This is a genomic window from Temperatibacter marinus (assembly GCF_031598375.1).
Taxonomy (GTDB): Bacteria; Pseudomonadota; Alphaproteobacteria; order Sphingomonadales; family Kordiimonadaceae; genus Temperatibacter; species Temperatibacter marinus.
Window position 1 is genome coordinate 1,756,652 of sequence record NZ_CP123872.1, and the last position, 13,456, is coordinate 1,770,107.

Annotated in this window: 11 protein-coding genes; 5 read left to right on the forward strand and 6 right to left on the reverse strand. The window is 43.4% G+C overall.

The features are described 5' to 3' along the window. Positions 1-33 precede the first annotated feature (33 nt). Positions 34-489 (reverse strand): MaoC family dehydratase, encoded by a 456-nt coding sequence (locus tag QGN29_RS07845; protein ID WP_310797298.1) that lies wholly within the window; start codon positions 487-489, stop codon positions 34-36. A 79-nt stretch (positions 490-568) separates the two neighbouring features. Between QGN29_RS07845 and QGN29_RS07850 the strand changes: the two genes are divergently transcribed. Together QGN29_RS07850 and QGN29_RS07855 are read left to right on the forward strand one after the other, a co-directional pair. Continuing rightward, positions 569-1,483: a DUF3108 domain-containing protein gene (locus tag QGN29_RS07850; RefSeq protein WP_310797299.1), complete on the forward strand. Its 915-nt coding sequence runs from the start codon at positions 569-571 to the stop codon at positions 1,481-1,483. A gap of 20 nt (positions 1,484-1,503) precedes the next feature. After that, the gene (locus QGN29_RS07855; RefSeq protein WP_310797300.1) at positions 1,504-2,022 is read left to right on the forward strand and encodes a hypothetical protein; all 519 of its coding nucleotides are present in this window, start codon (positions 1,504-1,506) and stop codon (positions 2,020-2,022) included. Between the two features lie 47 nt (positions 2,023-2,069). Here the strand turns inward: QGN29_RS07855 and malQ are convergent, their stop codons facing one another. Together malQ and QGN29_RS07865 are read right to left on the reverse strand one after the other, a co-directional pair. Continuing rightward, the gene (malQ, locus tag QGN29_RS07860; protein ID WP_310797301.1) at positions 2,070-3,611 is read right to left on the reverse strand and encodes a 4-alpha-glucanotransferase; all 1,542 of its coding nucleotides are present in this window, start codon (positions 3,609-3,611) and stop codon (positions 2,070-2,072) included. 66 nt (positions 3,612-3,677) lie between these two features. Then, positions 3,678-5,255, reverse strand: coding sequence for an MFS transporter (locus tag QGN29_RS07865; protein WP_310797302.1), 1,578 nt, complete (start codon positions 5,253-5,255; stop codon positions 3,678-3,680). A 319-nt stretch (positions 5,256-5,574) separates the two neighbouring features. Between QGN29_RS07865 and QGN29_RS07870 the strand changes: the two genes are divergently transcribed. Continuing rightward, on the forward strand, positions 5,575-6,588 hold the full coding sequence (locus QGN29_RS07870) for a LacI family DNA-binding transcriptional regulator (protein ID WP_310797303.1): 1,014 nt from the start codon (positions 5,575-5,577) through the stop codon (positions 6,586-6,588). Here QGN29_RS07870 and QGN29_RS07875 read toward each other — a convergent pair. Further along, positions 6,585-6,914 (reverse strand): antibiotic biosynthesis monooxygenase family protein, encoded by a 330-nt coding sequence (locus QGN29_RS07875; RefSeq protein ID WP_310797304.1) that lies wholly within the window; start codon positions 6,912-6,914, stop codon positions 6,585-6,587. The two genes, QGN29_RS07870 and QGN29_RS07875, sit on opposite strands and share 4 nt — an antisense overlap. Positions 6,915-7,115: 201 nt before the next feature. On the opposite strand from QGN29_RS07875, the gene QGN29_RS07880 reads away from it, so the two are divergent. Beyond that, positions 7,116-7,715, forward strand: coding sequence for a transglycosylase SLT domain-containing protein (locus QGN29_RS07880; protein ID WP_310797305.1), 600 nt, complete (start codon positions 7,116-7,118; stop codon positions 7,713-7,715). A 44-nt stretch (positions 7,716-7,759) separates the two neighbouring features. On the opposite strand, the gene QGN29_RS07885 is transcribed toward QGN29_RS07880, so the two are convergent. Further along, positions 7,760-10,291 (reverse strand): M56 family metallopeptidase, encoded by a 2,532-nt coding sequence (locus QGN29_RS07885; protein WP_310797306.1) that lies wholly within the window; start codon positions 10,289-10,291, stop codon positions 7,760-7,762. Continuing rightward, complete coding sequence (locus tag QGN29_RS07890; RefSeq protein WP_310797307.1) at positions 10,288-10,662, reverse strand: BlaI/MecI/CopY family transcriptional regulator; 375 nt, start codon at positions 10,660-10,662, stop codon at positions 10,288-10,290. The genes QGN29_RS07885 and QGN29_RS07890 overlap by 4 nt, the downstream gene beginning before the upstream one ends. A 454-nt stretch (positions 10,663-11,116) precedes the next feature. On the opposite strand from QGN29_RS07890, the gene QGN29_RS07895 reads away from it, so the two are divergent. Beyond that, positions 11,117-13,381: a TonB-dependent receptor gene (locus QGN29_RS07895; protein ID WP_310797308.1), complete on the forward strand. Its 2,265-nt coding sequence runs from the start codon at positions 11,117-11,119 to the stop codon at positions 13,379-13,381. Positions 13,382-13,456 lie beyond the last annotated feature (75 nt).

Below are 13,456 nucleotides of genomic sequence, written 5' to 3' on the forward strand. Positions count from 1 at the left end.
GTTCTTATTGTTGTGTCGTCGTGCTGTCGTTTCTTATGGTTGCATCCGCTTTAAAATCATTGCATTGGCAATAACGGACATGACAGTCACTCCTTTAGAGTTAAATACTTCAGTCTTAAATTTCAAGAGGCCAATGTTTTTTCGGGACTTACTTTCTCGCTTATCAATACATTCTTGTCTGACTGTGAGAATGTCGCCAGGCATGACGGGCTTTAGCCATTTTAATTCATCAAGACCAGGGGATCCCATGCTGGCAAAGCCTTCTTCCATCATATGTTGCACAAGCATCGACATCATCATTGATCCTGTATGCCACCCGCTGGCGCAGAGCCCTCCAAAAACAGATTGCTTAGCTATTTCTTCATTGATATGAAAGGGTTGCGGGTCATATTTTGTTGCAAAATCAACAACTTCTTCCTTGGTGACCTCATAGGATCCAAAATCGGATTGATCTCCTATCGTAATGTCTTCGTAAAAAATTTTAAACACAATGCCTCCTGTCCTTGGTCTGGACATAATCTTAAGTACTCTTGACATAAAGGCAAATATTATTAACTCAGGATCTATGATGAAATTTTTTTTGATACTCGCATTGCTACTTACGAATGCTGCCGCTTCGGCACAAGATACATCCTTTTCAGCGACCTATGATGTGTATTGGAAAGGCTTTCGGGTTTTTTCTAGTGATATCAAATCAGAAATTAAAGGCGAACACTATCATGCGGCAGCAAGTTTTTACCCACGCGGAATGGCCAAAATCTTTGTTAACGGGCGCAGTGATGTTTCTTCTAAAGGTTTGATTAATGAAAGAGGTGCCATTACAGCGAGAGAATATAAAGTGAATGGGAAGTGGGGCGGCGATATCAGTGAACGTCATATCCTATTTGATGAGAATGGTAGAGTTCAATCTGTCCAGCTCAATTTGCCGGAGGATTGGAGTGAATATCCTTTACAGCCTATTCCGGATGAATTTAACCGTGGACCAGACCCCATGTCTATGTTGGTGGCAGTGCTAAGAGATCCTTGGCAGAAACATGGTTTTGGACCCCTTGATGAACTGACCCCCTATGACATTGATGTGATTGATGGTCGCGGGGTGATGAAATATTCGATGAAATGTCAGGCAGAATCCACAGATCTGAAGATACGAAAGAGCAGAAGTCCTTACGGTGGTGAAACAATTGAATGCTCTATTGCTTTTAAGCAGATGGCAGGCTTTATAGATGAATCGCAACTTGAGGGCAAAAAGCTTAAGAAATATCTCAAGCGAAAAAAGAAAGCGGAAAAAGCCAAGGCAAAGCGCGAGGCGCGCCTTAAAAAAGGCAAAAAAGTTGAAAAAGACGAAATTTTAATTTGGTTTCAGAAATTTGATGATATGAATATCTATCTTCCAATCCGTGCTGAAGCTAAAGGTAGTCGCGGCAACGCAAAAATCTATCTTGCCAAAATGGAAGAGATAACTGAAACAATAACGGCCAGATAATATTGGCTTAAGAGGCCATAATGGGTAAAAAATTATCACAATCGTTGAAAGAAGCAGGTGCAGCACTCATCGGTAGAAATCCGGACTATAGTTGGAAAGATACTGCAGATACTGTTATGTCCAATACAACAGAAAGCCTGAAAGGCCTAGGCTCAGGAACCCTGACAGGGACGGCTGAAAAATTTAATGAGATAGCGCCTTATTTAGCGCGTGCTGGCTTTTCTGTCATAGAGATTGAGGTGGGAATCGGCCTCAGCCCTAAAGTGACGACCCATCTCCAAATGGAAGAAAATATCTCTGATGAAGAGAAACAGTTATTGTTGATTGAAGTTGCTGAAAAGAAGCTTGTTTCGACTGTATTGTCCTCTCTTTTCAAAGCTGTAGAAGCGAGAGAAAAACTCAAATTTAAGAAGTTTCATTTTACCCATTTGGAATTAGAACTCTCCATTTTGCCGAGTGTGATGCTTAAGTTTCGGCCAGATCAATCAAATGCCCTGCCGGATGATGCAGAAGATCCCTTACTAATAGAAAAAGACTAGACAGTAGGAATAAGACGACTGTCTAGCCTAAGGTAATTTTGGTTCATCTATGTAGGTAATCGCTTTGATTGTTCGGTGAAGTTACGCATGGTTTGTCTAATTTGATCTGTAAGGGCGTCTTTTTGAAGGCGCCACTGCCATTGTCCTTCTGCAGTTCCTGGGATGTTCATTCGCCCTTCCGTGCCTTGACCCAACAAGTCTTGCATCTGGAAGATCACCATGTTGGAATTTGATTTTACAGCAACATCGATCATTGCCCAGTGCTGGCCATAAGCCTCTAGAATTTTGGTGTCCATAATGGCACGAAACCAATTTCTATACCGCTGGCTTTCTTCTTCTGTTTTGCCAGGATCACAGTCCTTATTAAGCCAACCAAGTCCGGTATCATTGTCATGGGTTCCGATGTAGCATACAGAGCCTTTTGGATAGTGCCGTGGATGACGGTCCCCTTGGAAATCGCCTTCTTCAGACAAGAAGTTCAGGACCTTCATGCCAAAAATATCAAAACTGTCTCTGAGATCTATCACATCAGGGGTGATATGACCGAGATCCTCGGCAATCAGGGGTAAGTCTTGCCCAAATTCATCACGTAAGGCATTAAATAAGGCATGGCCTGGTGCTTTAATCCATTCGCCGTCAATCGCCGTTGGACAAGAGGCTGGAATGGACCAGTAAGCGGCGAAAGCACGAAAGTGATCTACACGCACAAAATCCATAAGTTCAACGGCTCTGGCAATGCGGTGTTTCCACCAGCCAAATTTATCTTTTTCCATGGCATCCCAGTTGTATATAGGATTGCCCCATCGCTGTCCTTCATGGCAGAAATTATCTGGGGGACATCCCGCGATGTGTGTTGGTTCTCCAGTTTCTCTGTCAAGAAGAAAGTCTGCTTGAGAACTCCAGACATCGGCACTGTCTTGAGCCACATAGATTGGCACATCTCCAAAGATTTCTATGCCCCGCTCGTTGGCATATTTGCGTAAGTCTTGCCAGTAATGTTCGAACAGGAACTGCCCCGCCTTAATTAGTAGAATTTTTTCTATGTGAGCATCTCGCGCTTCTTGGATCGCTTGAGTATCAAAGCGCGCAAGGGCTTTTGGCCAGTCAGTCCAAGATTTGTTATATTTCTCTTTCAAGACGGCATAAAGGGCATAATCATCTAACCAAACTGAATCGTGTTTCTTGCAGTATTGAGCAAAGTCACTTAACCATTCAGGCTTACTGCCATTCAGGAAATTTTGACAGGCCTTGCGCAACACTGGGGTTCGAACGGTAACAATTTTATCATAATCCATGATTTCGTCGGATAACTGATCGAGATTTTCTAAATCCGTTTTGTCCAATAGTCCGTCTTTAACGAGGTCATTAAAAGATACCAAGAGTTCAAAATTTGCAAAAGTGGAACTGGCAGAATACGGGCATCCTAATCCATTTGGTGGATTTATAGGGAGAATTTGCCAAATTGATTGGCCCATCTCGACCATTTGATCTATGAATTGCCGTGCAACGACCCCCATCGTGCCAACGCCGTGAGCGCTAGGAAGGGAGGTGATATGCATTAGAATTCCACTGGATCTTTTATGAGGCATTTAACAGTCCTTTATGCTTGCTCAAAACAGTTCTATACTTTTACGTTTCGTCTCATAGCTTTCGTCTTATTCGCCGCGTTCTCTGCGCACTTCTGCTGGAGCGATGAAGAGAACGACAAGAGCGGCTATTGCCCAGGATGCGGCACCAATAACCAAAGCCATGATTGGCTCCTCGGTGAATAATGCATTCAAGATAAATGCGAGAATTGAGGCGGCTAAAATTTGTGGGATGACAATGAAGAAATTAAATATGCCCATATAGAGCCCCATCTTGCTTGTTGGAAGCACACCAGCAAGGATTGTATAGGGGAGGGCGAGAATGGACGACCATGCAAAGCCAACGCCGATCATGGGCACCCAGAGCCATGTTGGATCTTTTATGACAAAGAAACCAGCAAATCCTGCAGCACCCAGAAGCAGATTAAAAGCATGTGTCTTCCGTAGACCCATTTTCATAACCAAGAGCGGGATGATAAAGGCTGCTACAGCTGCTGCAGCATTTCTAACAGAGTGCAGTAACCCAACCCAGTTAGCACCCTCATTGTAGATTGGGTTTGTAGTATCCACTATGCCATTCAATATCTCTACACCGTAGTGATAGCTTGTGACACCGGGGGTCATATAAATCCACATGGAGAAGAGAGCGAACCAACTGAAAAACTGCACGAGAGCAAGTTGACGCATTGTGAGCGGCATAGCCATCATATCATGCATAATTTCATAAAAAGCTGACTCTATTTTCTTTCGTTTTTGAAGCCAGCTGCAAAAAACCAGAAGAAGGGCAAAAATGATAATTCCATCGGCGAGGATGTGAAGCTCTTTAGCAAGACCTTGTGTAGCAATGATATAGCCAAGTCCTAGGCCAATGAACAGAAGTGTTCCCCAAATAAGAATACCACCAAAATTCGCTGTCTTTTTTGTATCCTTACGACCTGTGTCCATAGCTTCTCGTTCAGCTTGCTCAAACGATGCCATATCTTCTGGGCTATATTCGGTGCTTTTAAAGACTGTCCACATGACAGCAATAAAAAGGACGGCAGACCCGAAATAAAAACTATATTTCACATTGTCTGGGACGACACCAGTTGCTGCCGTAGCACTGACATCAAGCCAGTTAGTAAAAATCCAAGGCAACGCTGCTGCAACAATTGCGCCTGTACCAATGAAGAATGACTGCATAGCATAACCAGTAGCACGCTGTTTTTCTGGCAACTTGTCGCCAACGAAAGCACGGAACGGTTCCATTGCGATATTAAAGCTGGCATCCATGATCCACAACATTCCGGCAGCGATCCATAGACTCGGACTGTTTGGCATGATGATTAAGGCGATTGAGCTGAGAATAGCTCCCCAAAAGAAGTAAGGCCGGCGACGCCCCATCTTGGTCCATGTACGATCGCTCATATAGCCAATAATTGGTTGGACCAAGAGGCCTGTTAAAGGTGCGGCCACCCATAAAATAGGCAGCGTATCCATATCTGCATTTAAGGTCTGAAAGATACGGCTCACATTGCCGATTTGTAATTCGAATCCAAATTGGATCCCTAAGAAACCAAAACACATATTCCAAATTTGCCAGAAAGACAGTTCAGGCCGTTGCTTAGCTGATTGGGATGTTCCCTTTAGATCCTGTTGATCACTCATTTTTTTCTCCCTCAAACCCTGGGGTCATTCTTGTGTTGCTTTCCTCAGGTGGATATGGTTCTCATTGTGAGAAAAGTACAAATCTTTCGAGGCACCTCAAGGCTTAAAGGAACTTGTAATTGGTTTAAGGGATGAATCAAGGAAAATTAATGCAAAAAATTATACAAAAATTCACTAATCCCATCTATTATAATGCTATTAATGCAACAATTATTATACAACATTCATAAATATCAGTGATTTAACGGTTGTAAAATTATGCAATAATATATAAATATTGTTATGCAAATTATGAAAAATATTTTAGGGACCCTGTCTTATGCCAAATAAAATTACCCGTTTAGAGGATTTAGCACATCTTGCAGGTGTCTCAACTGCGACTGTTTCTCGGGCGCTGAATGATAGTCCGAAGGTGAATCAGGAAACAAAACGTCGGGTCTGGCGACTTGCCCAAGAGCATGATTATAATTTTAGACCAAATATGCCAGCGATAATGAGCGGATCAGACAGTACGATTGCTATTGTTATCCCCATGCACCCTGGGCGTGATGGTAAGACCAGTGACCCGTTTTACATGGAGCTTATCGGCGGTGTGGCAGAGGCTGCTCGCGAGGTGGATTGTGATATTGTTATTTCACACTTTGCCCCTAAAAATTATGATGATTTGACCCACCTTGTAGAAACAAGCCGATCAGAGGGGATTATTTTCCTTGGGCAATCATTTTTACATGAGCGTTTTAATCGCTTAGCAAAGCAGGATGGTCGCTTTGTCGTTTGGGGCGCTAATTTACCTGGACAGCAATATTGTTCTGTGGGGTCTGATAATATCAGAGGAGGAGAGAAGGCTGTGTCGCATTTGTTGCGCCTTGGCCGTCGAAAAATTGTCTTCCTCGGGGATGTGGAAGCCCCTGAATTTTATCAGCGGTATCAGGGCTATCTCAGGGCGATGGAAAAGGCAGATTTAGATATTGATGATCGACTAATCTCAAGTGCACATTTGCAGCCTGAAAGTGCTGAATCGTCCGTCGATGCGATGATTGCAAGCGGGTATGAATTTGATGCAATTTTTGCAGCATCGGATCTTATAGCATTTGGCGCAATTGCTGCGCTAAATAGGGCTGGCATGCGTGTGCCTGAGGATGTGGCGGTCGTTGGTTATGATAATATTGTCATGGGGCAATATTCTAATCCACCCTTGACCACCATTTCTCAGGATATGATGAAGGCGGGGCGCATTTTAGTATCGAAATTATTGAATTCAAGAAGCAATAAAGAATTGCTTTCTGAACGGTTGCCAACAGAATTGATTGTCCGCTCTTCCTGTGGGGCTTAATCGCCTAACCCGTAATCTCGTGTGACTGTGGAAATCCGTGTTTTGTAGGCGCGGTACCAAGTTTTCCGACCTGCTTTTTGTGCAGCTTGGTGATCTGCATTGGCCTTCCAGTTTTTGATGGCGTCTTCGTCTCTCCAGTAACTAACCGTGATGCCAAATCCTGTTTCATCCCTTACACTTTCGATTCCAAGATATCCATCCTGTTTGCTAGCAAGAGCTACCATTTCATCGGCTGTTTGTGCATAGCCTTTCTCATCGACTTCTTCGCGTTGATTTGAAAATATGACGGCGATGTAGGGTGGTCTTGGTGTAGGAGAGATGGACATAGTGATCATTCTTTCTTAATGAGGGCGGGCTTTGCTGTATCCTGCGAAGCTGCTTAGCATTTATCAAAGGAGTATAGGGGATAAAATGTGGGCTGAAAAATCCTTTCTCTTAGGTCGATGGTTTATTGCGCTTGAATATGGCAAAGCTCTCCCCTAGATATAAAGAAAGGGCTCGTCATAGAGTTCGAAAATTGGGTAGATATGAAAAAAATTGTCATTACAGCTGTTCTAACGTCCGTTCTGATGGGGTGTGCACCTACACCACCAAAATCTGTCACCAATAGTTGTGTCATGCTCGACGATAAATCAAGTTGGTATAAGTCTTTAAAAAAAGTACGAAAAGAATATGGAACACCAATCCATGTCCTACTTGCCATGATGCGTCAGGAATCATCCTTTAAACATAATGCTAAAACTCCTAGAAAATATATCCTAGGCTTTATCCCCTGGGGTCGGCAATCTACGGCCTATGGATATGCTCAAGTAAAAGACATGACTTGGGATTGGTATCAACAGCGTACAGGAAGAAAGAGTGCGGATCGTGATGATTTTTACGATGCTGTACGATTTATGGGATGGTATTCGACTGTAAGTCAGCGAACCTTAGGTATTTCTAAATGGGACGCTTATAATCAGTATTTAGCCTACCATGAAGGCCATGGGGGATGGAAAAGAAAATCATTTAATAAAAAACCATGGCTTCTTAAAGTCGCACGTAAAGTTGAAGGCTATGCCCAGACATATGCTGTACAACTTAAGGGGTGTGAAGATGACTTGGATAGTGGGTGGTGGCCATTCTAAGGAAAAAAAAGGACTGATGAATCAGCCCTTTTAAAAAAATTAAATCAAGTTTTCTGACCCTTTCGTCGTTCCAAAATTTTCTTAACTTTTTTTGCTTCATAGCTGCTGTTAACTTTCTCAGCTGCACGAGAAAGCGCTTGGTTGATTTTGTCATTCCGAGGGGCTTTGGAGGCGATCGCGGCCAGTGTCCGAGACAATTCAGAATCGCTCTTCATTTGATCAAGAGCTTCAATCATTAGAAGCCAGGATGTTGATGTCATGCCCCCAGAGTTAATGATGGCCATACACGCTTGTCTGAATTCATAATCACTATTGAGAGTTTCTAAGAGGACGATTGCCTTTTCAGTTGCGCGGTCAGATTTATCTTTACGGTCGGCAATCGCCTCGATGATATGCCGCATTTCGTAATCGCTGCTGACTTTATCAATGGTCATATCTAGAAGGCGAAGTAAGTTTTTATCGCTAATTTTTTTCTGGTTTAGTGCGCTCATGAAAAGCTGTCTCATTTCATAGTCACTTTCAATGGTTTCCATCAGTTCAATGAGAATGGCAAAGCTATTATCATCTAGTGCCTTCTTTGTGACGAGCGGCGTTATCATCTGACGCATCTCATAGTCGCTTTCAATTTTCTTAGCGGCTTTTAGGACATCTGGTAAACTGCCTTTTGGAAGGTCATAGTTGGTTAAAAGCATGCCGAAAGTTTGACGCATTTCGTAATCGCTCTCAATTTTCGATAAGACTTTAATGAGACCTCTTACGTCCTTTGATTTTAACTTTCTCGCCTCGAGAAGGGCTCTGGTATATTTTCTCAAAGCATAGTCAGTTATTTGTTCCATTTCAGCTAAGACAGCTTTAACACCGCCTTTTTTAAGGTAATTTTGGACACGGTTTTCAGCGTTTAACCCTGTTCTACGCAGCACCTTTGTTAGGGTTTCTTTTAACCACTCTTTATCCTCATTTGTCATGAGGCGTTTATCGCCATCATAACGGAACTGGGTAAGGATTTCCCCGTCTTTCATGGTGAATTTAATGCTTCTTTCAAGGTCGTCATCTTCCTCGATTAACCGAAAATATCCGTCTTCAGCTACTTTTGTTATTGTGCTATCATCAGTGGCAATTTCAAACTGTCCATCCCATTTGACCCGTATTTCATAGTCATCTTCTGACCAATTCAAGTTGCCTCTTGGGTGCTTTTTATCACCGCTCATGCTCATACTGACACTGGCTCTGTCAGAGAGGGTAGATTTTTGGGCTTTTGGTGCTTTTGGCGCTTCTGGTGCTTTTGGCGCTTCTGGTGCTTTTTGCGCTTCTGGTGCTTTTGGTGCTTTTGGTGCTTTTGGCGCTTCTGGTGATTTTGGCGCTTTTGGTGCTTTTGGTTCTTTTGGTGCTTTTGGGGCGCTCTGTCCATCCTCAGTTTGGCCCGAATGGGTGACTACTGATTTTGGCTCAATCTTTGCCGCTAAGCCGAAGGTTGGCATTGACATGGATGTGGCGATTAGACCTGCAACCATGCTGATTTTAATGAAAGAGGATGTGTTTTTAAAGTCGCTATCGTTCGCAGCAAGCAGTCTTTCCACTCTTGCTTTTAGTTTTGATTTGTCTTTAGCCATTGCTAGACCCCACTGTGGTTGTTTTCTATTTGTTATTTTTTTGGCACAGGTAAAAAGGGCTTCAGCAACAGATTTCGGGTTGTCACTATGGCTGGAGGCCCACTCGTCGGCTGCTAATTCCGCGAGATCTGCCAGCCGCTTTTGTGCCAATGAAAAAAGCGGTTGCAGGAAGAAAAGCCTTGATAAGGCGTGTAAGATGAGAAGGATAATTGGATCATTACGCTTTAAATGGGCAACTTCATGCCCAATGAGACCCTTAAGTTCATGTGTGCTGATTGCCTCTTCTAAAGCCCAAGCGGGGAGAACAATCTCACCAGAAGGGAGGCAAAGCGGACTATCAATAGAGGAAGTCCATGTAAGATAGGGCGTGCGTTTAATATTTGCTCGCTCACATATTGTAAATAAAATTGCAAAAGCGCGGTGCTCTGGTCTGACACGTTCGCGTTTGCCTAGAGATTTGATCGCTAAGCCATACGTCAAGATCAAACTTAAGAGGCCAAGGCCCGCAAGCACAGAGGGAAGAACTAAAAACCTAGGGAAAGCAATTGTAGATTTCGAGGATGCAGAGCCAGATGATAAAGGGTCTTGGTTGCCTTGAGGTGAGAGGGTGCTATCGCGCTCGGCCTGTTCTTTTATTCTTAAAATATCTGGCCCTGCATCTAGAGTGAAATCCTTTGGGATATTGAGTTTTTGTGCCGTGAAGTCGTCTTGAGGGAGGATCCATTCGCCTATTTTAGAACTGGCAGATGTTGTTAGGGTTACTTCCTTTGCATATTCACTGCTTATTGGGATTAAAAGTGTGAAAGAGGCTATAATGGCTGCTTTCCAAGCGGTGTCTGCTAAGTCACGATTTTTTAACAGGCCCACTTTTTCGATCACTAGAACCAGGCAGAAAATGAGAGTGCTGCCTCCTAAAAACCGAGCAAGAAGAAGAAAAAGTTCCACAGAGTCGAAAGGATAGGTCATTTGGGATCCCCTTTCTTCAGCATATCTTCAATGTCGGAGAGATCTTCTTTGCCAATTTCCCCTTCCTGAAGAAGGTGTGCAAGAAGGGCCTTTGGGTCCCCTTTAAATAAATTCGTAACTAAGCCTGATACCATTGATTTTTTCACATCACTCTGTGCGATTAGAGGCGTGAAGATTTTTTCTCTTCCAAGGGTCTCAGAAGAGAGGATGTTTTTCTTCTCAAGTCGCGAGAGGACTGTTCCGACAGTCGTCAAAGCCCAGTTTTCATGACAAAGGGCCTGTTGGACATCCCTTGTGCTTTTTGGGCCGAGTTCCCATAGAACTTGCATAATGGCGTATTGTTGATCACTTAATTTAACAGATCCTGACATTTTTCTTCCTTAAAGGCTCGAAAACTACATGTGTAGTACAAAGTAATACTACAAGTGTAGTTAAAGTCAAGTTTCTAATTTTTTTGACCTTGCATTAGTTAGTTTGGGTGCGGTTATTCCGAGGTAAGAGGGCTATAATACTTGGACCTTGACAGTGGAGGTATCAAGGTAAGTCAGGGGCTCTGGATAACTCCATCGAGCATTAGTTTTTATTTCTTTTTATGCCAGAAGTTCTATGACTAACTAATCTACCTGTGGCTTTTGTGTAACCCTTGTAGGTTCTTTTGCCTTTCTACGAGAGCAAATCTCTAATTTTCCTTGTTTTTTTAAGATGTTGCATTAAGTTTTTTGATGAAGCCACTCACGAGGGGGAGAGGCCCAACATAGTATATACACTCATGTTTTTACACCACAGATGTGTGAGAACTATTATGTCTATTTAGGAGGAGCTAAAATGAGGGATACGATAAAAGAGACGATTGCGAAAGCATCTGTATCGACAGCTATGCTTTTAACTTTGGCTGTTACTGGCGCTCATGGTGCAATCGCACAGGACAGTGACGAAAAGAAAAAAGGATCTGCAGCCAGCATTCTGGAAGAAATTGAAGTTTATGGAACAAAGAGATCATCTGCAGAGAAAGCGCAAGATGTTGCAGCTCAAATCTCAGCATATGGATCTGATAAACTTGAAGCGATGAAAGTGGTACGCCTGACAGACTTAAGTATGTCTACGCCTTCAGTAACACTTGATGATATTGGGACCGTTCCAGGGACTGCGAATTACTCAATCCGTGGCATGGGGGTTAACAGCTCTATCCCCACAGTCGAGCCCTCAGTTGCTCTTTTTGTGAACGGCGCTTATGTGGGTGCAGGTCAAGGCGCAATCCTGTCCATGGTTGATATGGAATCGGTTGAAATCCATAAAGGACCTCAAGGAGTTCTTTTCGGTCGGAACGTGACGGGTGGGGCGCTACTCCTTAGAACAGCGCGTCCAACAGATGATTTCTCTGTTAAAGGGAGTTTTGGCCTTGAAACAGGGTTGATGAAAACAACTCGTTTTGCTGTGTCCGGCGCTTTGTCAGATAGCTTGTCAGCGCGCATGGCTTTTTACATGAATGATGATAATGGGTATTTTAATAATGATACTCTAGGTTTTGATATAGGCCGTGAATTTACATGGGTGATGCGTCCAACAATCACATTTAAACCCAGTGATGACTTTGACCTTACTGTCATCTATGAGCATGGTGAAACAGAAGGCGACGGCCCAGTAGATCAATTCGCTCAGGGCGGCAATACACGAGAGCCGTTTGATACGCTTACGACACGCCAGGATTTTGCAGGTAAGATTGATCTTAGATGGGATCAACTGACAGTCGAAGCCAACATGGCAATCGGCGAAGGGACACTGACAAACATATTCTCATACCGTGAAGTGGATCAAGATTCCCGTAGTGACATTGATGGATCTCACTTGTGGCTGTTTCACTCTACATCAGGTAATGACTCGGATATTCTTTCTAATGAGCTTCGCTATAACACAAGGGTGAATGATACCTGGGAAGTCACAGCGGGTGTCTACTACTCAACAAGTGACTTAGACTATGATGAAGGTCGATCTTTGTTCCAGGATGCTTCCCTGAATTTCTTTGCTAGAATTGGCGCTATTCCTCGGGTTGAATACGGCGGTGGCGGTGTTCAGTCTGCCAAAAACTGGGGTATCTTTGTTAATAACTATGTTGATGTGAACGAAGATCTGACATTACAATTCGGTGGACGCTACAGTTGGAATGAAAAAGAAGGTGTTCTCAATCCTTTGACGACCTGTACCTTTGATTACACATGTTTCGTAGACATTGATTTGACATTCAAGTCAGACAATTTCTCCCCTAAAATTGGCTTGGACTATGACCTGTCTGATACAGCCAAAGTCTATACTCATTGGTCTCGGAGCTACCGAGCGGGTGGGTTCAATTTCCGGATGCCTCTTTCGCTGGTCCAGTCTAAACTCGCAGCAGGGCAGGATCTCGCCTTTGATGATGAGCGTGTTGACAATTTTGAGGTTGGATTTAAGTCTGACCTAATGGATCGTAAGCTTCGCCTGAACGGCGCAATCTATGTTAATTACCTCAGTGACATGCAGCGGGAAATTAACCTTCCAGATCCAAACGGCGGTGTTCTTCAAGATATCGAGAATACAGGGGATGCCCGCATCCTTGGTCTTGAATTTGATGCCATCGCTTTGGTTGGTGAGAATACAGCGCTGAATTTTGGTATCGGTTACATAGACGGGAAGTATACGGATATTATTTATGATCTAACAGGTGACGGCGTTGTAACAGATGCTGACCTTGATCTTGATATCCCACGTCTTGCAAAATGGACTCTGACAGCTGGAATTACACATGACGTTAATGTTGCAGATTATGGTGTTTTGACTTTGCGCGGGGAATATTCCTATCGCTCTAAGTCGGCTTATACAGACAATAATGCGGGGCTCTTTAATTCATATTCAATGATGAATGCGAGCGTTGATTTCGCTCCGAATGACGCAAACTGGAAAGTGTCTCTCTATGCCAAGAACTTGACAGACGAATCTGTTTTAGGCGGCATGACAGTGCTACCATTTGCAATTCCAGCCTTGGGACTTGATTACCCATACTTTGCTCCAATGGGCAAAGGACGCCGCTATGGTGCAGAAATCAGCTACTCCTTCTAAAAAGAAGAGCAGCCTTATAAAAGAAGGGCGGTCTTTTGGGCCGCCCTTTTTCGTCTATAAAGAAAGCATTCTAGG

Excerpts from the sequence above, each read along its gene's own strand:
- QGN29_RS07875 (WP_310797304.1), bottom strand. The coding sequence starts at position 6,914 with ATGTCCATCTCTCCTACACCAAGACCACCCTACATCGCCGTCATATTT.
- malQ (WP_310797301.1), bottom strand. The coding sequence starts at position 3,611 with ATGCCTCATAAAAGATCCAGTGGAATTCTAATGCATATCACCTCCCTT.
- QGN29_RS07865 (WP_310797302.1), bottom strand. The coding sequence starts at position 5,255 with ATGAGTGATCAACAGGATCTAAAGGGAACATCCCAATCAGCTAAGCAA.
- QGN29_RS07870 (WP_310797303.1), top strand. The coding sequence starts at position 5,575 with ATGCCAAATAAAATTACCCGTTTAGAGGATTTAGCACATCTTGCAGGT.
- QGN29_RS07850 (WP_310797299.1), top strand. The coding sequence starts at position 569 with ATGAAATTTTTTTTGATACTCGCATTGCTACTTACGAATGCTGCCGCT.
- QGN29_RS07855 (WP_310797300.1), top strand. The coding sequence starts at position 1,504 with ATGGGTAAAAAATTATCACAATCGTTGAAAGAAGCAGGTGCAGCACTC.
- QGN29_RS07885 (WP_310797306.1), bottom strand. The coding sequence starts at position 10,291 with ATGACCTATCCTTTCGACTCTGTGGAACTTTTTCTTCTTCTTGCTCGG.
- QGN29_RS07880 (WP_310797305.1), top strand. The coding sequence starts at position 7,116 with ATGAAAAAAATTGTCATTACAGCTGTTCTAACGTCCGTTCTGATGGGG.
- QGN29_RS07895 (WP_310797308.1), top strand. The coding sequence starts at position 11,117 with ATGAGGGATACGATAAAAGAGACGATTGCGAAAGCATCTGTATCGACA.
- QGN29_RS07890 (WP_310797307.1), bottom strand. The coding sequence starts at position 10,662 with ATGTCAGGATCTGTTAAATTAAGTGATCAACAATACGCCATTATGCAA.